This is a genomic window from Kitasatospora sp. RG8, assembly GCF_017813315.1.
GTDB lineage: Bacteria > Actinomycetota > Actinomycetes > Streptomycetales > Streptomycetaceae > Kitasatospora.
This window is the reverse complement of sequence record NZ_JAGIYX010000001.1, coordinates 114,433-134,385: the sequence shown is the minus strand read 5'-3', so window position 1 is coordinate 134,385 and position 19,953 is coordinate 114,433. Positions and strand designations below refer to the sequence as shown.

Below are 19,953 nucleotides of genomic sequence, written 5' to 3'. Positions count from 1 at the left end.
CAGTGACCGACGCCCTGGAACGTGAAGACGTCCGACCCGACTCACGGACACCGGCCCACCGCTCAACCACCCACCGCAGCAAGGCTCAGCGGGCCCGCGAACTCCGGGCGGCCCTCTCCGAGGCCGGCTGGTCCGGCTGGGTCGTCCGGTGCGCACTGCCGGCCGCGCTGGTGCTCTGGCTGCTGGCCCTCTCCCGGGTGGAGCTCTCCCGGATGGGCGACCTCGGCCTGCTCCAGGCCCTGCCGCCGGCCTACTTCGCCGCACTGGGCCTGCTCACCCTCGGCTTCGTCACCGCGCTGCGCGCCCCGCAGGTCCGTCACCGCTGGCCCGCCGCCTACGTCCTGGCGCTGATCCTGGTGATCCACGCGACGCCCAGCCTGCTGTACCCGACCCTGCGGTACGCCTGGGCCTGGAAGCACGTCGCGATCGTCGACGCCATGCTGCGCCACGGCGGGACGGTGCCCGGGGCGGGCAAGCTGGACGTCTACAACCAGTGGCCCGGCTTCTTCGAGCTCCACGCGGTGATCCTGCGCGCCACCGGCCTGGACTCCGTCCTGGGCTACGCCTCCTGGTACCCGCTGATCACCAACCTCCTGCTGGTCGGCCCGCTGCTGATGCTGTACCGGAGCATCACCACCGACCGCCGACTGGTCTGGGGAGGGGTCTGGCTCTACTTCGCGACCGCCTGGGTCGGCCAGGACTACTTCTCCCCGCAGGCCTTCGCCTACGTGCTCTCGCTCACCGTGATCGCGCTGGTCATGCGCCGGCTGGCGGTGGCGCGCTCGCTCGCGGCGGACGCACGCGAACCCCGGGAGCGGAGGCCGGGCCTGCCCGGAGCCCTGGCCCTGTCGGCGGCGGACGAGGCATCGGCCCGCGGCGGTTGGCGGGCGGCGCCGTTCGCGCTGGTCCTGGTGCTGATCGCCGCGATCGTCTCCTCGCACCAGCTGACCCCGATCATGCTGACCGTGAGCATGGCCCTGCTGGCCCTGGGCCGCCGCAACCGCCGCACCGTCCTGCCGGTACTGGCCGCCGTGGCCGGGCTGACCGTGCTCTGGGACGCCACCGTGGCCCGGCCGTTCGTGTCGGAACACCTGACCAGCCTGGTCACCGCCCTGGGCTCGCCGGACCACAACGCGGTGGCCGGCCTCGCCCGGCTGGGGCAGGCCGCCCCCGGCCAGATCATGACCTCCTGGGCCGACCGGTGCCTGACCGCCACCGTCTTCCTGCTCGCCCTGGCCGCCCTGATCCGCCACCGCTGGGTGCGCCGGGTCGGCCTGGTACCCCTGCTGGTGGCGCCGCTCGTGCTGCTGCTGGCCAACGCCTACGACGGGGAGATGCTCTTCCGGGCCTACCTGTTCGCCCTTCCCGCCGCCGCCTTCCTCGCCGCGACCCTGCTGTGGAGCCCGCGCGCCGTCCGGCCGCCCGCCCCGAAGTCCGACCCGCCCGGCGCGTCGTCAGGTCCGTCGTCCGGCACTTCGTCCGGCACGTCGTCCGCGCCCCCGGCCGCCCGCCCCGTCGGCCCGCTGCGGACCGGTGCCACCGCCGTCGTCCTGCTCGGCCTGCTCGCCGGCCTGCTCTTCGGATACTTCGGCAAGGAGAGCATGAACTACTTCACCCCGCAGGAGGCCGCCGCGCTCCGGTACGTCGCCGCCACCCCGCCCGGCTCCCGGGTGGTCTCGCTGACCGCCAACGAGCCGGGAGGCGAGATGCGCTACGACGACCACGACCGGCTCGTCCTCGGCGACGCCGCCGGCGCGGACCTCCAGCGCCTGGCCGCCAACCCCGGCGACGTCCTGCGGCTGGCGCTGGAACGACCGAACGCGGCCGGCGGACCGAGCTACGTGATCCTGACCCGGGCCCAGATCGCCGAGTGCGAACTGACCGGGCTGCTGCCGGCCTCCGCCACCAAGGCCTTCGCGGCCGCCGCGGCGAGCTCGCCCGACCTGCGGCCCGTGTTCTCCAACGAGGACGCCGTCGTCTACCAGTACGTCCCGCCCGGCGGCGCGAACGCCGCAACGGCCCCGGCCGGAGGGGGGACACCATGACCGTCCGCCCGTGGACCCTGCCGCGCGTGCTGCCCGCGCTCTCGGGCTGGATCGCCCTCGCCGCCCTGCTGCTCCCGGCCGGGAACCCGCTGCGGGCCGTCGCCGCCGGCATCTTCCTGCTCGCCGGTCCGGGCGCGGCGGCCGTGGCCTGGGCCCGGCCGGGCCCGTCCTGGCGCGAGCGGGGGCCCGGCCGGCTGGGCGCCGTCTCGCTGACCGTGACGCTGAGCCTGGCGCTGACGATGCTGGCGGCGGAGGCGCTGTTCTTCCGACACTCCTTCACGGTCGGCCGGACCGTCCTGGCCCTCGCCGTCCTCACCACCCTCCTGACGCTGCTTCCGCGCCGGCTCCCCGCCGCCCCCGCACCCGTGACCGGCGGGCCCGCCCGGCCCGCCCACAGGTTCCGGCGCCCGCGCCGGCAGGCCGCCCGGCCCAAGGTCCGGTGGCGGCTGCTGTCGGTGGTCGGAACGCTGCTCCTGGTCGCCGCCTGCGGCGCGGTCAACGGCGCCGGCGTCGGCGCGGCGGCGCTGCACCCGCAATCCGCGTCGCCCACGAGCCCGACCGCCATCCTGCCGCCGGTCGGGGCGGACCAGCCGCCCGGGACCGGCCCGTGGCACCAGGCCTTCCGGGACGACTTCAACGGCACCTCACTGGACGGCTCCAAGTGGACCACCTGCTACGACTGGAACGTCCGCGGCTGCAGCAACACCGGCAACCACGAGGACGAGTGGTACCTCCCGGGCCAGGTCTCGGTGGCGGACGGCGCCCTCACGCTCACCGCCCAACGCCAACCCACGCAGGGCAGCGACGGTAAGACCTACCCGTGGACCTCCGGGATGGTCTCCACCGGCCGCGACAACTGGGACGGCACCCCGCGGCACACCTTCACCTACGGGTACTTCGCCGCCGCCCTCAGGACCACCGACCAGCCGCTCGGCATGTTCCCGGCGTTCTGGCTGCTCTCCGCCAACACCCGGGGCGGGCTGCCGGAGCTGGACACCGTCGAGTTCATCAACAGCAACCAGTACGCCGACCTCAACCTGCACGCCGAGGCCCCCGACGGCAGCAACATCGACGCCCACTACGCCCACGGCCCGCAGGACTACTCCCTCGGCTACCACGTCTTCGGTCTCGACTGGGAGCCGGACGCCGTGACCTGGTACGTCGACGGCGTCCAGGTCTTCCAGGTGACCGACCCGGCCGCCATCCCGACCACCCCGATGGAACTGATCCTCAACCTTGCCGTGGGCTACCAGCAGTCGCCCCCGCCCACCGTCGACAAGACGCAGGTGCAGGTCGACTGGGTCGCCGTCTGGCAGCACTGAAGCGCACGATCGGAGGAGGTGCGACACCATGAACCGCGTCGATCACGCCCACCGGGCCAGGCCGGACCTGGACCGGGACACCGAAGTCCTGCTCGTCAAGGTGGGGAGGTACCCGCTGGCGCACGGCCCGCTCGGCGTCGTGCGGTCGCTGGGCCGCGCCGGGGTTCCCGTCCACGCGATGGTCGAGGACCGCCTCACCCCGACGGCGCTCTCCCGCTACCTGACGCGCGCCTTCGTCCGGCCCACCACCGGGCGCGAGGGCACCGACGAGCTGCTCTCGGCCGTCCTGGGCGTCGGCCGGGCGATCGGGCGCCGGTGCATCGCCCTGCCCACCGACGACGAGGCCGCCGTCCTGCTCGCCGAGCACGCCGAGGAGCTCGCCCCGTACTTCGTCCTGCCCCCGGTGCCCGCCGGGCTCCCGCGGCGGCTGGCCAACAAGGGCGCCATGCACGCGATCTGCGAGGAGCACGGCGTCCCGGCACCCGTCACCGTCGCTCCGGGCGACCACGACGAGCTGCTGAAGGCCGCCTGGACCTGCGGCTACCCGCTGGTGCTGAAGAACCTGGAGCCGTTCACCCGGCTCAGCCGCCCCGTCGTCCCGAACACCACGATCGTGCACGACGAGCGGGAGCTCCTGGCCAACTGCCCGACCGACGAACGGTTCTCGGTCCTGGCCCAGGAGTACCTGCCGCCGGAACGCTCCGAGGACTGGATCACCCACCTGTGCTGCGGCCCCGGAGGCGAACCACTCGCCGTCTTCACCGGGCGCAAGCTGCGCTCCTACCCGCCCGCGGGCGGATTCACCACCCGGGCCGTCGCCCTGCCCAACCCCGAACTGGCCGAGCTGGCCGCCGGACTGTGCCGGGCGATCGGCTACGGGGGCATCGCCGATCTGGACTGGAGGCTGGACCTGCGGGACGGAAGGTACAAGCTCCTCGACTTCAACCCCCGCACCGGCGCCCAGTTCCGGTTGTTCGAGACCGAGAACGGCCTGGACGTCGTCCGTGCCCTCCACCTGTCGCTCACCGGCCGCCCGGTCCCCCGTGCGCCGCAGCTGAGCCGCTTCTACGGGGTCGGGCAGCTGGACGCGCTCTCCGCCGCGGTCACGGTCTGGCGTGAACGGCGACCGCTGCCCGATCTGCGCCCGCGCCGGTCGACCGAGCGCGCCTGGCTCTGCGGCGACGACCTCGCACCCGCCGCCGCCCTGGCGGTCCGCTTCGGCGGCCAGGGGACGCGGCGCGTGGCCGACCACGTGCGGCACGGGATCGCCGCCCGTCTCACTTCCGGAGGTTCGACATGATCTCTCCCAGTCCAGTTCCCGTCGCGGTCGTGGGGGCCGGACCGTACGGGCTGTCAGTCGCGGCCCACCTGAAGTCGAGGGGTGTGGCCGTACGTGTCCTCGGCGTGCCGATGGGCAGCTGGAGGGCGCGGATGCCGGTGGGGATGTTCCTGAAGTCCACCCCCCGGGCCTCCTCGATCTCCGACCCCGAGGGCCGCCACGGTCTGAACGACTTCCGCGCGGCCGAACACCACGCGTGGGTGGGCGACCGGTACGCGGTGCCGCTCGACGAGTTCGTCCGCTACGGCGACTGGTTCCAGCAGCGGTGCGTCCCCGAGGTGGAGCGGGCCGCCGTGACCCTGATCGAGCCGGCGCCGCACGGCTTCCGGCTCTCCCTGGACACCGGGGAGTCGTTCACCGCCCGGACGGTGGTCCTGGCCAACGGCTTCCCGCCCTACGCGAGGATTCCCGCCGAGCTCAGGCCGCTGGCCGCGGCCGGCCTCGCCTCGCACACCTCGGAGCACGCCGACCTGGCGAAGTTCGCCGGCCAGCGGGTGGCGGTGATCGGCGCCGGGCAGTCGGCACTGGAGAGCGCCACGCTGATGCACGAGGCGGGCTCCGAACCGGTCCTGGTCGCGAGGACCGGGCGCCTGCTCTTCGGCGACCCGCCCGACTCCGACCGGCCGGGCGACCGGCCGTGGCCGGAGCGGCTGGCGAAGCCGGCCTCGCCGCTGGGGCCGGGCTGGTCGTTCACCGCCTTCAGCCGGGCCCCCCAGGCCTTTCGGTACCTGCCGGACCGCACCAGGGCCCACCTGGTCCGGACGGTGCTCGGACCGTCCGGGGCATGGTGGCTGCGCGAGCGGACGCTCGGCCGGTTCCCGCAGCTCACCGGGCACGAGGTGGTCTCGGCCGAGGAGGTCCGCGGCCGGGCGCGGCTCCGGCTGCGCGGCCCGACCGACACCCTGGAGGCCGACCAGGTCCTGGTGGCCACCGGCTACCGGGTGGACGTCGAGCGACTCGACCTGCTGGAGCCGGGACTGCGCCGGGCGCTGACCTGCCGGAACGGAGGCGCTCCCCGGCTCTCCCCGGGCTTCGAGTCCTCCGTACCCGGGCTCTACTTCACCGGCCTGGCCGCCGCCGACACCTTCGGGCCGATGATGCGTTTCGTCTGCGGGACCGGCTTCGCGGCCCGGACGATCAGCAGGTCGATCGCCACGGCCGTACGGCGTTGAACGGCCGCCGAACCGGCCCCTGTGCCTCATATCACAGACGCCCGGTCCCGGCACCTCGAGGGGCCGTCCCACCAGGAGTTTTAAGAATGTGCACGATCGATGCCGCGGTTCCGGCCGCGGCATCGGGCTTGCGTACGGACCGAGTCCTCGTTCAGGCTGCTGCAATTCCACAGCCGGGGGGGAACGAAAGGTCCTCCCACGCATGTCCAAGCATTCGAAGCACCGCCGCAGCACGTTCACCGGCCGACGACGGCTCGCCGTCCTCGCCCTCGCCCTCGCCGCCAGCGGGACCAGCGTGGCCGCCTGGGCCGCGCCGACCACCCCGGCCGAGCCGGTGGTCGTCGACTCGCTGTCGGTCACGCCGACCGCCCCCGGCGCCAGTGCCCCGGTCACCGCCACCGCCAAGCTGCACGCCACCAAGCGGACCGCGGTGCAGGCCCTGACCATCGCCGTCCGCTCCGCCGACGGCGCGAACTACGACTTCGGCGGCGCCACTGCGACCACCCTGACCACGGCGCAGCGGACGTTCACCCCGCAGAGCCGCGTCTTCCCGGCGGGCAAGTACACGTACTTCGTGGCGTACAAGATCAACAACAGCTGGCACAACCTGGCCCCGGTCGGCGCCTTCACCTCGGGCACCGCCCCGACTCCGGCGCCGAGCCCGTCCTCGACGCCGAGTCCGACCTCGACGCCGAGCCCGTCCTCGACGCCGAGTCCGACCTCGACGCCGAGCCCGTCCTCGACGCCGACCGCGTCGCCGTCGGCCACCGCTTCGCCGTCGTCGCCGTCCGCCACCGCGTCGCCCACTCAGCCGTCCGGTTCCTCGGCCGCTCCGCTCGGCATCCCCGGCAGCTGGCGTCCGGTGTTCGCCGACGAGTTCAACGGCAGCTCGCTCGACAGCTCGAAGTGGAACCCCAACTGGTTCGGCTGCGCCACCTGCACGACGCCTCCGGTGAACAGCGACGAGTCCGCCGCCTACGCCCCGTCCCAGGTGTCCGAGAGCGGCGGGAACCTGCACCTGACGGCCGCCCAGAAGCCGGCCACGGTGAACGGCAAGAACTTCGCGTACACCTCGGGGCTGGTCAACACCAACGGCAAGGCCCAGTTCACCTACGGCGCCTTCGAGTCCCGGATCTACCTGCCCGCGGCCGGTTCGCAGGTCGCCAACTGGCCGGCCTTCTGGACCGACGGCCAGAACTGGCCGGCCGACGGTGAGATGGACGTGATGGAGGGCCTGAGCGGTCAGGCCTGCTACCACTTCCACTCCCCGTCCGGCGGCCCCGGCGGCTGCGCCTCGGGCAACTACAGCGGGTGGCACACCTTCGGCGCCGACTGGCAGCCGGGCTCGGTGACCTACTACTACGACGGGGTGAAGGTCGGTCAGATCACCAGCGGCGTCACTTCTTCGCCGATGTACCTGATCCTCAACAACGCCGTCTACACCCCGGGTCCGACCTCCGTCCCGGGCGACATGCAGGTCGACTACGTGCGGGTCTGGCAGCACTGACCCGACCGGTCCGCCGGCTTCCTATCGGTCCGGCACCGCGGAGCCACTCCGCGGTGCCGGACCGACGTGTCCGGCCGGTCCTTCCGGCCTGCGGTCCTTCCGGCGGGCCCGGCCGGTGGGCCGTGGTCGGTGCCGGGCCGGTGGGGGCCGGGTGTGCCGGACGGGCGCCGCGGGCTCAGCCCACGAGCCGGGAGAGCTCGATCGAGTGCCCGGTCCGCTCCACCTTCGCCCGCAGGTACCGCACGTTGCTGTCGTTCAGGTGCACGCCGGTCGGCACCCGCTGCTCGACCGTGATGCCGAGCGCGGCCAGCTGCGCCGCCTTGTCCGGGTTGTTGCTGAGCAGGTCGACGCCGGTGACGCCGAGTGCGCCGAGCATCTGGGCGGCGGCGGTGTAGTCGCGGCCGTCCTCGGGCAGGCCGAGCGCGGTGTTGGCGTCGTAGGTGTCCAGGCCGGAGTCCTGGAGGGCGTAGGCGTCCAGCTTGTTGTAGAGGCCGATGCCCCGGCCCTCCTGGCGCAGGTAGAGCAGGTAGCCGCCGGCCTCGGCGATCCGCTCGACCGACTCGCGCAGCTGCGGGCCGCAGTCGCAGCGGTCCGAGCCGAACACGTCGCCCGTCAGGCACTCCGAGTGCAGCCGCACCAGCGGCGTCCCGCCGTCCGCCGGCCGGCCCTGCGCCACTGCGCCGAACGCGAGCGCCAGGTGCTCGGCGCCGTCGGCCAGGCCGTGGAAGGTGAAGACCTCGGCCTCGGCGCGGTAGCCGTCCGGGAAGGTCAGCGGGATGCGCACCCGGGAGCGCACCGTGGCGGTGCCGGGCTGCGACGTGACGGGCTGCGGCATGGGACGGGCCCTCCGATTGCGGTGTGGTGGTCGGTTGTCGACCGTACTAGGTCGTTCCAATTTGAACAACTGCCGTCCACGTGCCCGGGGCGTCGGCTCACCGTTCGGTGGCGGCTGCCGACGTCAGGTGGCAGGTGGCAGGGACCGGTACGGGCGACGCTGCAGCGGCGCAGGCTCGCAACACCACGGAGGACGCGGGTGTTCCCGCGCGTCACACTCCGTTGTTCCCGCGCGTCACACTCCGTCGAGGGTGTGGGCGGCGCGGGCGTACGGCCCGGGGAAGGCGGCCAGCCGGTGCGGGGGCCAGAGGTCGGACCGTTCGCTCAGGCTCAGCAGGCCGCCGCGGCGCACCAGCCAGACCACCTCGGACTGGAAGTGCAGCGCCGCGTCCGCCTCCGCCGGGACCAGGGCCAGGACGGCGGCGGCGAGACCGGTCATGTCGTCCTGCTGGGCGGAGAGGTCGGTGAACTTGCCGAGCCGCAGCGCCAGCCTGGCGGTCGCCGTGAACGGCACGCAGTCCAGGGTCGGCTGCCAGTACGCCACCGGTTGGGACTCGACCACCTTCAGCCACGTCTCCCGGACGGTCAGGACACCGTCCGTCAGCAGGTCCCCGGGCGTGAAGCGGCCGGCGGGCAGCAGTGGGCCGGCCGCGGCCCAGACGGCGGCGGCGAGCTGTCCGGCCGTGACGGGTGCGGTGAGTTCGAGGTCGAAGTCGAGGGCCATCGGCCGTCCTTCCGGGGCTGGGGCGGGCCGGGTGTCACCCGTCGGCGCGGCTGGTCATCGCCGCGCGGATGGCCCGGGTGCGCTCGGCGAGCGCGGTGAGGTCGATGCTGCCGGCGTCCTGCGAGTAGTCGGTGACGCTGCCGAGGGTGGTGGAGTCGGCCCAGGCGCAGACGGCGATGACGTCCTTGTGCCCGTTGTCGTGCGCGGTGCACTTGAGGAAGCCGCCGAGCGGGCCGGACGGGAAGATGGTGTACCCGCTGGGGGAGGCCTGCGGTGAGGCGGCGCCGATCGCGGCCGGCCGGAGCGCCGGATCCACCCCGCCGAGCAGGTCGTCCAGCTCGCGGACCGGGCTGGCGAACGAGCCGGTGGCGCCGATGACGAGGAAGTCCGCTTCGGTGGAGCCCGGCCGGCGGTACCCGGCGACGAAGTGCTCGTGGAACCGGATGTAGCCGAGGGTGTTCGGGAAGATCTCCGCGTCCTGGGCGGCGTACGCACCGGAGGAGTCCGCCTCCCGGGTCAGCTCGCCGATGCTCTGCGGCGCGTCCAGCCGGTAGCGCACCGGATCGTCCGGCCCGAACACGGTGGCCAACAGGCCGAAGGCCGCCAGCGCCGCGACCACGCCCCCCGACACCTTCCACGTCCGCCGCGACACCCGCCGGTACCAGGGCGGCACCGCCGCCGGCGGCTCCGCCCACCGCGCCCGCAGGCGCTCGGCGGCCGTTTCGGCGCCGGAGGCGGTCGCGGTGCCGCTGTCGGTATCGGTGTCGGTGTCGGAGGTGGGGCCGGTGTCGGTGTCGGAGGTGGTGCCGGCGCCGGCCTCGGTCCCGGGTGCGGTCTCGGTGGCTCCGGCGGGGTCGGTGTCGTTGCGTGGCATCGGCTTTCGGGTTCCCTCCCTGACGGTCCCCCCGCGGTGGGCGGACGTCCGGGTCGGAACACTGGGGCCTGACAGGCCACGCGGTCAAACGGATTCTCCGCCGCCGCCCCGGGCGGTGGGTCGCCGGCGCCCCGACGGTGGGCTTCACGCCGGTGTCGCGCCGGGAGGCCGACGGCCTGTCGGGCGGCGACCCGGCCACCGTCTCGGAGGCGGTCGCCGTCCGGCACCCGACCGGAGCGGGCACAGGATGTCGGGTGCGGCAGGCTGGGTCCTTCCTACGGTGGTGATCAGTAAGAGGAAGGACGGGGGCAGGGATGCTGGAGCACCTCAACCGGGCGATGGAGCACATCGAGGAGTGCCTGAGCGCGTCGGTCGGCCTGTCGGCCGACGGGTCCGCGGGCGCGTCCGTCGACGTGGCCGAGCTGGCGCGGATCGCGATGACGTCGGAGTACCACTTCCGGCGGATGTTCTCCGCACTGGCCGGCATGCCGCTGTCGGAGTACGTGCGGCGCCGTCGGCTCACCATCGCCGGGGCCGAAGTGCTCGCCGGCGAGCGGACGTTGCTCGATGTGGCGGTCCGCTACGGCTACACCTCGGGGGAGGCGTTCGCCCGGGCGTTCCGGGCGATGCACGGCGTCGGGCCCGGGGAGGCCCGTCGTGGGGGTGCGGCGCTGAAGTCCCAGCCCCGGATGTCCTTCCGAGTCGTCATCGAAGGGAGCAGCAGTATGGAATACCGCATCGTCGAGAAGCCCGCGTTCCGGATCGTCGGACGGCGGGCCCGGGTCCCGCTGGTTCACGAGGGGGTGAACCCGGCCATCGCCGAGTTCATCAAGGGGCTCGGCCAGGAGGTTGTCGACCGGATCTCGGCCCTCTCGGACCAGGAGCCGGAGGGGATCGTCGCGGTCACCGAGTTCTTCTCGGACAGCCGTGAGGAGGGCGTCGAACTCGACTACTACCACGCGGTGGTGGCCGGTGCGGACGCGGTGGTCCCGGACGGCCTGGACGTGCGCGAGGTGCCGGCCGGCACCTGGGCCGTCTTCTCCAACACCGGGATCTTCCCGAAGGCCCTCCAGGAGATGTGGCGGGACGTCTACACCCAGTGGTTCCCCTCCAACCCGTACGAGACCCGCCCGGGCCCGGAGATCCTGCGCACCCGCTTCCTGCCCGCGGGCGAGGCGGAGGCTCAGCTCTGGATCCAGGTGGAGCGGTCTGCGCGGTGAACCAGGCCGTTCCGGTGGGGAGTTGGCCACCCCCACCGGAACGGCGGGCTGTTATGGTCCGCGCATGATGAAGCGCGTGCCCTTCCAAGGGGCGGAGAAGGAAAGCCTGTTCACGGCTCTCGACCGGCACCGTGACGCGGTGCTCTGGAAGCTCGAAGGGCTCGACGACGAGCAGCTCCGGCGGCCGATGACCCCGTCCGGGACGTCCCTGCTGGGTCTGGTGAAGCACCTCGGCGGTGCCGAACTCGGCTGGTTCTGCGAGGCGTTCGGCCGCGAGAGCGGTCCGCTGCCGTTCGACCTGGACGAGGACGAGGAGTCCGACATGCGGATCCGGCCGGACGAGTCCACCGCCGACGTCCTCACCTTCTACGCCCGCGCCCGTGCGGCCGCCGACCTGGTGGTCGAGGATCTGGAGCTGGACGACCTCGGGCGGGCCTGGTTCGGCGACGAGGTGTCGCTGCGCTGGGTCCTCATCCACATGGCCACCGAGACCGCCCGTCACGCCGGGCACATGGACATCCTCCGCGAACTGCTCGACGGCCGGACGGGCGACCACAACCGGGGGTGAGCGGCGGGAGCGGGGCGGGCGGTTCCGGCAACCCGGGGCCGCCCGTCCTGTTCACCAGCCCTGTTCGGTCCGTGAAGCGGCTCAGTCCGTGAAGCGGCCGTCCCGGGCCACCACCCGGCCGGCCCCCGGACGACCAGTTCGCGACCGGGCAGGTCGACCACCACCTGCGGCAGGCACTCGCCGGAGACCAGCATGAAGTCGGCCGGTGAGCCCGGCGCGAGGTCCGCCACCGGCAGGCCGAGCAACTCGGCGCCGCCGTCGGCCGCGAGGGCGAAGCAGTCGGTCAGCACGGCATCGGTCCGGGCGTCGGTGGTCCAGCCGAGCAGGTGGGCGCGGTGCAGCATGTCGGCGTTGCCGAACGGGCTCCACGAGTCGCGCACCCCGTCCGAGCCTAGGCCCCACCTGCACCCCGTGCTGGGGGAAGGCCACGACCTGGACGTCGAGCGCCGCCTCCAGCCGTTCCCGGACGGCCGCCAGCCCCTCCACGCCGGCCAGGCCGTACGCGGGTGCCACGTCCACGTGGGCCCGCACCGCGCGCGTCCCCCGGGTCACCGCGTGCGAGAGCAGCCGGGCGGCCTCCCTTTCCGGCGCGGGCAGGGTGGCGGCCCGCGGCCCGCGGCGCACGGCGGACCGCTGACGGACGGTGAAGCCCGAGTCGGCCGCCGGCCCGCGGCCGCCGCCGCCGACACACGTCCGTTCGGCGCAGCACCGGCGGGCCGTGCCCCGGCCCGGCCCGCATGCTGGGGCGGGGGAGGAGGCCTGGCAGCGCCCCGCGCAGGGGCCGCGGCGAAGGAGTGGATCGAGGATGGCCAAGGCGTTCGGGTTCGTCGACTACGGCGGGCCGGAGAATCAGGAGTTCCTGGACCGGCCGGTGCTGGAGCCCGGACCGGGGCAGCTGGGGATCACGGTACGGGTGGCCGGGGTGAACCCGGTGGACTGGAAGGTCCGCCGCGGGTGGCTCGGGACGGACGGCGAGCTGCCGGCCGTCATGGGGCAGGAGGCCGCGGGGGTGGTCGAGCGGATCGGGCCGGGTGTCACGGGGTTCACGCCGGGCGACGAGGTGTTCGGCGTCGCGGCGGCCGGGGCCTTCGCCGAGCAGACCCTGCTGGTGGCCTCGATGAGCGCCGTCAAGCCCGGGACCGTCGGATTCGCCGAGGCGGCGACGCTGCCGGTGGCGGCGGCGACGGCCGACGACGGGGTCCGCGACGTCGGGGTGGGCTCGGGGCAGACGCTGCTGATCCTCGGCATCGCGGGCGGCGTGGGCAGCGTAGCCGCGCAGATCGCCCGCAGCCGCGGAATCCGGGTGGTGGGAACGGCGGGCGACGCCAACCGCGGGTACGTGGAGTCGCTGGGCGCGGTGCAGGTGCGCTACGGCGACGGTGTGGCCGAGCGGATCAGGGCGGTCGCGCCGGACGGGGTGGACGGCATCCTCGACCTCGTCGGCGGGGACGACCTGCGCGCCGCCGCCGCGACCCTGTCCGACCGCTCGAAACTGGTCTCCACCGTCGACCCGGCCACCGCCGCGGAGCTGGGCGGGCGCTTCATCACCCGCTCCACCACCCCGGCGACGCTCGCCGGACTGGCCGCCCTGGTGGCCGCCGGAGAGCTGGACGTGCACATCACCGGCCGCCACCCGCTGGCCCACGCCGCGGAGGCGCTGGCCCTCGTCGAGTCGGGGCACGCGCGCGGCAAACTGATCCTCGAAATCGGCTGAGAGCAGGGCGAGATGAAGCAGAACAAGGTGACCACGGGCGGGCCCTGCTGGGTGGAGCACGGCAGCGCGGACCCGGGCGCGGCCCAGCGGTTCTACGGTGAACTCCTCGGCTGGCAGCCGGACCGCGACGAACGGCCGGAGGCCGGCGGCTACACCTTCATGAGGCTGGACGGGGCGATCGCCGCGTCGATCGCCCCGCTCTACGGGGAGGGCCAGCCGACGGCCTGGAGCATCTCCTTCGCCGTCACCGACGCCGACGCCACCGCCGACCTGATCACCGGGGCGGGCGGGACCATCATCGTCGCGCCGATGGAGGCGCTGGACTTCGGCCGGTTCGTGATCGCGGCGGACCCGTCGGGAGCGGTGTTCGGGCTCTGGCAGGCGAACCGGCTGACCGGCGCCGAGGTGCTCAACGAACCGGGCGCGCTGGGGTGGGTGGAGCTGCTGACCCGCGACCCGGAGGGCGCCCGGGCGTTCTACCCGGCGGTGTTCGGCTGGACGGTCCGCCCGTCCGACCGGTACACCCAGTGGGGCCTGGCCGACGAGGACTTCGGCGGCATGCTGACGATGGACGACGGCTTCCCGCCGCAGGTGCCGCCGCACTGGCTGCCGTACTTCGCCGTCGCGGACGCGGAGGTGACCGCGTTCCGGGCCGGCAACCTCGGCGCGGGCGTCCTGATGGCGCCGGTCTCGATGCCGGGCGGCCGCCGGATCGCCGTGCTGCGCGACCCGCTGGGGGCGGCGTTCGGCATCTACCAGGACCCCGGGGACGGCTGAGCCCCGACGCGGGCCGGTCCGTCCGGGTCACGCCGGGCGGTCGGGGTCACGCCGGCAGGTCGGGGTCAGACCAGCCGGTGCGGGTCACGTCGGCAGGCCGGAGTCAGGCCTGCAGGTCGGGGTCAGACCAGCCGGTGCGGGTCACGTCGGCAGGCCGGAGTCAGGCCGGCTGGTCCGGGTCACGTCGGCCGGTGCGGGCGCGTCGGCGTGACGCCGTCACCGCCGTGACAGCCGCACCTGCCGTGACCAGCAGCGCCACCGCCGGCACCACGTCGCCGACGCGGTCGTACCAGGTCAGCTCGGTCGGCCCGGTCAGCGGCAGGCGCACGGTCAGTGCGCCGGTGCGGTCGGTGCCGAGCCGGGCCAGTTCCCGGCCCTGGGCGTCGAACGCGGCCGAGACGCCGGTGAGCGAGGCCTGGACGGCCGGCCGGCCGGTCTCCGCGGCGCGGATCGCGGCCAGCGAGACGTGCTGCTCGGGTGCCCAGGTGCGCTGGAAGGTCGAGGTCGAGGACTGGTAGACCAGCACCCGGGCGCCGTCCCGGGCGGCCGTGCGGGACATGTCGGGGAAGGCCGACTCGAAGCAGATCAGCGCCCCGACCGGCAGCGGCGCGCCCCCGCGGTCGGTGGCCGGGAGGACGTGGAACGCCGTCCCCGGCGCCCGGTTCTCGCCGGCCGCCCGGCTGACGCCCGCGATCCAGCCGAGCAGCGGCCGCAGCGGGATGTACTCGCCGAACGGCACCAGCCGGATCTTGCGGTAGCGGTCGACGACGCCGGCCGGGGAGACGAGGACGGCGTCCTTGGAGATCCGCCCGTCCGCCTTGCGGGCGTCCTCGCCGGCCAGCACCTCGGCGCCGGTGACCGCGGCGAGCTGACGCAGCCGGGCCAGCGATGCCGGATCGCGGTCGAGGTCGGCGGTGGTGCTGGACTCGCCCCAGACGACCAGGTCGACCGGCCGCCCGTCGAGCGCGGCGGTCGCGGCGGCGCTCGCCGCGAACCGGGCCTGCGGATCCTCGACGATCCCGGGCTGGACCAGCGCAACGGTCACCGCCCCGTCCCGGACGGGCGCGGCGCGCAGCGAGAACAGCACCGGGCCGGCCGCCAGCACCAGCACGGTGGCCAGTGCCGCCACGGCGCGCGGGCGCCGGCCGGTGGCGGTCAGCACGATCAGCACCCCGGTGTTGGCGGCCGCGACGGCGGCGCTGACCAGCCAGATCCCGCCCGCCGACGCCAGCGCCAGGACGGCCGGGTGCTGCCACTGGGTCGCGCCGAGCAGAGCCCACGGCCCGCCGAGCGCGTGCCAGGACCGCGCGTACTCGGTGGTCAGCCAGACCGCGGGGACGACCACCAGGGCCGAGAGCGCCCGACGCGTGGTCAGCGGCGGGTGCAGCAGTCGCCACACGGCGTACCCCACCCCCGCCTGCAACGCCCCGAACACCACCGCGAGCACCGGCAGCGCCGGCCCGATCGACGGGATCAGCCAGTACATCGCCGTGAGGATGAACCCTGCGCCGAACCACCACCCCCGCACCGCCGCCTCCCGCCCCCCGGGCGCCCGCTGCATCAGCATCAGGCCCGGCACCAGCGCGACCCACGCCAGCGGGGCGAGCCCGGGCGCCGGAAAGGCGAACACCGGCAGCGCCCCGGCCGCCAGCGCGGCCACCCGGGCCCGGTACCGGTGGGCACGGACGTCCCGGTCCTGGCCGGCGGATGTCCCGAGGGCGGGCGGGCTGAGGGCGAGGCGGCGCGACATGCCCCGTATTGTCCGCTTGGCCGGGGAATGCCACCAGTATTCGCGTCACCCGAACGGGCGATGGAAATTCCGCCGACGAGGAAACGTCGCCGACGAGTGAGACGCCACCGGAGAGCGAGACGCCACCGGTGGCGGGCAGGCGGCCGGTGGCGGGAACGCGGCACGCGACCGGCACCCCGCACGCGACCGGCACGCCGTCGGCGGGGAAACGCCGTCGGCGCTCACGCGTGCGGCCGCCGCCCCCGGAGCGGGGACGGCGGCCGCACGGGGCCGGGCGTCAGCCCTCGTCGCCCTCCAGGTCACCCTCGGTCTCCAGGAACGCGGCCTGGAGCTCCTCGATCAGCCGCGGGTCGGGCTGCTCCCAGAGGCCGCGCTCGGCCGCCTCCAGCAGGCGCTCGCTGATGCCGTGCAGCGCCCACGGGTTGGCGCCGGCCAGGAACTCGCGGTTGACCGGGTCGAGGACGTACTCCTGGGTGAGCTTCTCGTACATCCAGTCCGCGACCACGCCCGTCGTGGCGTCGTAGCCGAAGAGGTAGTCGACGGTGGCGGCCATCTCGAAGGCGCCCTTGTAGCCGTGGCGGCGCATCGCCTCGATCCAGCGCGGGTTGACCACGCGGGCGCGGAAGACCCGGGCGGCCTCCTCGGTGAGGGTGCGGGTGCGGACCGTCTCCGGGCGGGTGGAGTCGCCGATGTAGGCGGTCGGCGCCTTGCCGGTGAGCGCGCGGACGGTGGCGACCATGCCGCCGTGGTACTGGAAGTAGTCGTCCGAGTCGGCGATGTCGTGCTCGCGCGTGTCGGTGTTCTTCGCGGCGACGGTGATCCGCTTGTACGCGGTCTCCATCTCCTCGCGGGCCGGCCGCCCGTCCAGGCCGCGCCCGTACGCGTAGCCGCCCCACACCGTGTACACCTCGGCGAGGTCGGCGTCGGTGCGCCAGTCGCGGCTGTCGATCAGCTGGAGCAGTCCGGCGCCGTACGTGCCGGGGCGGGAGCCGAAGACGCGCACGGTGGCCTTGCGCTCGTCGCCGTGGACGGCCAGGTCGGCCTGGACGTGCGCGCGGACGAAGTTCTGCTCGGCGGGCTCCTCCTGCGCGGCGGCCAGGCGCACCGCGTCGTCCAGCAGGGCGACCACGTGCGGGAAGGCGTCGCGGAAGAAGCCGGAGATGCGCAGGGTGACGTCGATGCGCGGGCGGCCCAGCTCCTCCAGGGAGACCGCCTCCAGGCCGGTGACCCGGCGCGAGGCGTCGTCCCAGACCGGGCGGACGCCGAGCAGGGCGAAGGCCTCGGCGATGTCGTCGCCGGCGGTGCGCATCGCGCTGGTGCCCCAGAGCGAGAGCCCGACCGAGGGCGGGAAGGCGCCGTCGTTGTCGGCGGTGTAGCGCTCGACCAGCGAGGTGGCGAGCGCCTGGCCGGTCTCCCAGGCGAGCTTGCTGGGCACGGCCTTCGGGTCGACGGAGTAGAAGTTGCGGCCGGTCGGCAGCACGTTGACCAGGCCGCGCAGCGGCGAGCCGGACGGCCCGGCCGGGACGAAGCCGCCGCCGAGCGCGTGCAGCACGGCGTCCAGCTCGTCGGTGGTGGCGGCGAGGCGCGGGACGACCTGGGTCGCGGCGAAGGCCAGCACCTCGTGGACGGCCTCCGGCAGCCCGGCGGCGACCTTCTCGACCGCCTCGGCCGCCCAGTCCTCGGCCTCCATCGCCTCGACCAGGGCGCGTGCCTGCGCCTCGGCGGCGTCGGTGGCGCCCAGGGTCAGCGCGGCCTCGTCCAGGCCGAGCGCCTCGCGCAGGCCGGGCAGGGCGCTGACGCCGCCCCAGATCTGCCGGGCGCGCAGGATGGCGAGCACGATGTTGACCCGGTCGGTCCCGGCCGGCGCCTGGCCGAGGACGTGCAGGCCGTCGCGGATCTGGGCGTCCTTGATCTCGCAGAGCCAGCCGTCGACGTGCAGGAGGAAGTCGTCGAAGCCGTCGTCCTCGGGGCGCTCGTCGAGGCCGAGGTCGTGGTCCAGCTTGGCGGCCTGGATGAGCGTCCAGATCTGGGCGCGGATCGCGGGCAGCTTGGCCGGGTCCATCGCGGCGATGTTGGAGTGCTCGTCCAGCAGCTGCTCCAGGCGCGCGATGTCGCCGTAGGAGTCGGCGCGGGCCATCGGCGGCACCAGGTGGTCGACCAGGGTGGCGTGGGCGCGGCGCTTGGCCTGGGTGCCCTCGCCCGGGTCGTTGACCAGGAACGGGTAGACCAGCGGCAGGTCGCCGAGGACGGCGTCCGGGCCGCACTCCGCGGAGAGCGCGGCGGTCTTGCCGGGCAGCCACTCCAGGTTGCCGTGCTTGCCGAGGTGGATCACCGCGTCGGCGCCGAAACCGCCGTCGGCCTGCGCGGCCGCGATCCAGCGGTAGGCGGCCAGGTAGTGGTGGGACGGCGGGAGGTCGGGGTCGTGGTAGATCGCGACCGGGTTCTCGCCGAAGCCGCGCGGCGGCTGGATCAGGACGAGCAGGTTCCCGGAGCGGATCGCGGCCAGCACGATGTCGCCGTCCGGGTTCTGCGAGCGGTCGACGTAGAGCTCGCCGGGGGCCGGGCCCCAGTGCTCCTCGACCTGCGTGCGCAGCGCCTCGGGCAGCGTGGCGTACCAGCGGCGGTAGTCGGCCGCGGGGATGCGGACCGGGTTGCGGGCGAGCTGCTCCTCGGTGAGCCAGTCCTGGTCGTAGCCGCCGGCCGCGATCAGGGCGTGGATCAGGGCGTCGCCCTCGTGCTGGTCCTCCGCCACGGTGTCCAGGCCGGGCAGGTCGGTGCCGAGGTCCATGCCCTCGGCGCGCAGGCGCTCCAGCAGGCGCATCGCGCTGGCCGGGGTGTCCAGGCCGACGGCGTTGCCGACCCGGGCGTGCTTGGTCGGGTACGCGGACAGGACGAGGGCGAGCCGGCGCTCGGCGGCCGGGATGTGCCGCAGCCGGGCGTGCTTGACGGCGGTGCCGGCGACCCGGGCGGCGCGCTCGGGGTCGGCGGCGTAGACGGTGAGGCCGTCCTCGTCCAGCTCCTTGAAGGAGAACGGGACGGAGATCAGGCGGCCGTCGAACTCCGGCACGGCGATCTGGGTGGCGGTGTCCAGCGGGGAGAGGCCGTCGTCGCTGGCCTCCCACTGGGCGCGCGACCAGGTCAGGCAGAGCGCCTGCAGGATCGGCCGGTCCAGCGCGGCCAGCGCGCCCGCGTCCCAGGCCTCCTCGTCGCCGCCGGCCTGCGCGTCGGCCGGGCGGGTGCCGCCCGCGGCGAGCACGGTCGTGACGATCGCGTCGGCCTCGCCGAGCGCGGCCAGCAGCTCGGGCTCGGCGCCGCGCAGCGAGGCGCAGTAGTACGCCCGGGCCTGCGCGCCCTGGTCCTCGACCGCCCGGCACAGCGTCTCGACGAAGGCGGTGTTCCCGCTCATGTGGTGGGCGCGGTAGTAGAGCACGGCGACGGTCGGGCCGTCGGTCGTACGGGCCTCGCGGACCAGCGGGCCCCAGGCGGGGGCGGAGGCCGGCGGGGCGAAGCCGTGGCCGGTGAGCAGCACGGTGTCGGACAGGAACGCGCCGAGCTCGGCGAGGTTGGCCGCGCCGCCGTGGGCGAGGTAGGCGTGCGCCTCGGCGGCGATGCCGGCGGGCACGGTGGACAGCTCCATCAGCTGGGCGTCGGGCGCCTGCTCGCCGGTCAGCACGATCACCGGGCGGGGGCCGGCCAGCAGCGCGTCCAGGCCCTCCTGCCAGGCGCGGCGCCCGCCGAGCAGGCGGACCACGACCAGGTCGGTGCCCTCGACCAGGGCGGGCAGGTCGTCGGACGAGAGCCGGGCCGGGTTGCCGAGGCGGTAGCGGACCGGCCCTTCGGAGGCACGGGCGCTGAGCAGGTCGGTGTCGGACGTCGACAGCAGCAGGATCATGCGAAGGCCCTCCCGGCCTCGATGGCGGGCATGGGCACAGAACTGCGGGGGCGCATGGCGTGGAGCCTTCCTCGGGGTCCGCGCCCCGGGCCGGTGGAGGACGGCAGGAGTTCCTGGCTCCCACGGTCTCCGGAAGTCCGGTGAACCGTGGTCACAGTGGCGGGACCGCACCGGGCTTGCACCGGTTTCCTCCCCTGCGCCGTCGCTGGCGTGCG

Annotated in this window: 14 protein-coding genes, 1 pseudogene and 1 riboswitch; of the genes and pseudogenes, 9 read left to right on the top strand and 6 right to left on the bottom strand. The window is 74.4% G+C overall.

Features of this window, described 5'->3' with window-relative positions; all coding sequences use genetic code 11:
- Window positions 1-2: 2 nt before the first annotated feature.
- From J5Y04_RS00595 to J5Y04_RS00575, 5 genes are all read left to right on the top strand, one after another.
- On the top strand, window positions 3-2,045 hold the full coding sequence (locus J5Y04_RS00595) for a glycosyltransferase (protein ID WP_209408716.1): 2,043 nt from the start codon (window positions 3-5) through the stop codon (window positions 2,043-2,045).
- Complete coding sequence (locus tag J5Y04_RS00590; protein ID WP_209408713.1) at window positions 2,042-3,367, top strand: family 16 glycosylhydrolase; 1,326 nt, start codon at window positions 2,042-2,044, stop codon at window positions 3,365-3,367. The genes J5Y04_RS00595 and J5Y04_RS00590 overlap by 4 nt, the downstream gene beginning before the upstream one ends.
- A 28-nt stretch (window positions 3,368-3,395) precedes the next feature.
- On the top strand, window positions 3,396-4,667 hold the full coding sequence (locus tag J5Y04_RS00585; RefSeq protein WP_209408708.1) for an ATP-grasp domain-containing protein: 1,272 nt from the start codon (window positions 3,396-3,398) through the stop codon (window positions 4,665-4,667).
- Window positions 4,664-5,878 carry an FAD-dependent oxidoreductase gene (locus J5Y04_RS00580; protein WP_209408704.1) on the top strand — a complete coding sequence of 405 codons (1,215 nt, stop codon included), beginning with the start codon at window positions 4,664-4,666 and terminating at the stop codon, window positions 5,876-5,878. The genes J5Y04_RS00585 and J5Y04_RS00580 overlap by 4 nt, the downstream gene beginning before the upstream one ends.
- A gap of 202 nt (window positions 5,879-6,080) precedes the next feature.
- Window positions 6,081-7,385 (top strand): family 16 glycosylhydrolase, encoded by a 1,305-nt coding sequence (locus J5Y04_RS00575; protein WP_209408702.1) that lies wholly within the window; start codon window positions 6,081-6,083, stop codon window positions 7,383-7,385.
- Window positions 7,386-7,560: 175 nt separating this feature from the next.
- Here J5Y04_RS00575 and ribA read toward each other — a convergent pair whose 3' ends face one another.
- The 3 genes from ribA to J5Y04_RS00560 form a co-directional block, all read right to left on the bottom strand.
- Entirely contained in the window at window positions 7,561-8,220 is a 660-nt protein-coding gene (ribA, locus tag J5Y04_RS00570; protein ID WP_209408700.1) for a GTP cyclohydrolase II, read from the bottom strand.
- A gap of 234 nt (window positions 8,221-8,454) precedes the next feature.
- Window positions 8,455-8,943, bottom strand: coding sequence for a SitI3 family protein (locus J5Y04_RS00565; RefSeq protein WP_209408698.1), 489 nt, complete (start codon window positions 8,941-8,943; stop codon window positions 8,455-8,457).
- A 34-nt stretch (window positions 8,944-8,977) separates the two neighbouring features.
- On the bottom strand, window positions 8,978-9,817 hold the full coding sequence (locus J5Y04_RS00560) for a hypothetical protein (RefSeq protein ID WP_209408696.1): 840 nt from the start codon (window positions 9,815-9,817) through the stop codon (window positions 8,978-8,980).
- 314 nt (window positions 9,818-10,131) lie between these two features.
- Between J5Y04_RS00560 and J5Y04_RS00555 the strand changes: the two genes are divergently transcribed.
- Complete coding sequence (locus J5Y04_RS00555) at window positions 10,132-11,037, top strand: GyrI-like domain-containing protein (protein ID WP_209408694.1); 906 nt, start codon at window positions 10,132-10,134, stop codon at window positions 11,035-11,037.
- 64 nt (window positions 11,038-11,101) lie between these two features.
- Entirely contained in the window at window positions 11,102-11,605 is a 504-nt protein-coding gene (locus tag J5Y04_RS00550; RefSeq protein WP_209408681.1) for a DinB family protein, read from the top strand.
- A gap of 81 nt (window positions 11,606-11,686) precedes the next feature.
- Here the strand turns inward: J5Y04_RS00550 and J5Y04_RS00545 are convergent.
- Window positions 11,687-12,211 (bottom strand): annotated as a pseudogene (locus J5Y04_RS00545) (amidohydrolase family protein); the annotation flags it as partial.
- Between the two features lie 199 nt (window positions 12,212-12,410).
- Between J5Y04_RS00545 and J5Y04_RS00540 the strand changes: the two are divergent.
- Together J5Y04_RS00540 and J5Y04_RS00535 are read left to right on the top strand one after the other, a co-directional pair.
- Window positions 12,411-13,319 (top strand): NADP-dependent oxidoreductase, encoded by a 909-nt coding sequence (locus J5Y04_RS00540; protein WP_209408679.1) that lies wholly within the window; start codon window positions 12,411-12,413, stop codon window positions 13,317-13,319.
- A gap of 12 nt (window positions 13,320-13,331) precedes the next feature.
- Complete coding sequence (locus J5Y04_RS00535; protein ID WP_209408677.1) at window positions 13,332-14,096, top strand: VOC family protein; 765 nt, start codon at window positions 13,332-13,334, stop codon at window positions 14,094-14,096.
- A gap of 160 nt (window positions 14,097-14,256) precedes the next feature.
- Here J5Y04_RS00535 and lnt read toward each other — a convergent pair whose 3' ends face one another.
- Together lnt and cobN are read right to left on the bottom strand one after the other, a co-directional pair.
- Window positions 14,257-15,846 carry an apolipoprotein N-acyltransferase gene (gene lnt, locus J5Y04_RS00530; protein WP_209408674.1) on the bottom strand — a complete coding sequence of 530 codons (1,590 nt, stop codon included), beginning with the start codon at window positions 15,844-15,846 and terminating at the stop codon, window positions 14,257-14,259.
- Between the two features lie 277 nt (window positions 15,847-16,123).
- Window positions 16,124-19,738: a cobaltochelatase subunit CobN gene (cobN, locus tag J5Y04_RS00525; RefSeq protein WP_209408672.1), complete on the bottom strand. Its 3,615-nt coding sequence runs from the start codon at window positions 19,736-19,738 to the stop codon at window positions 16,124-16,126.
- 107 nt (window positions 19,739-19,845) lie between these two features.
- Window positions 19,846-19,930, bottom strand: a riboswitch (cobalamin riboswitch).
- Window positions 19,931-19,953 lie beyond the last annotated feature (23 nt).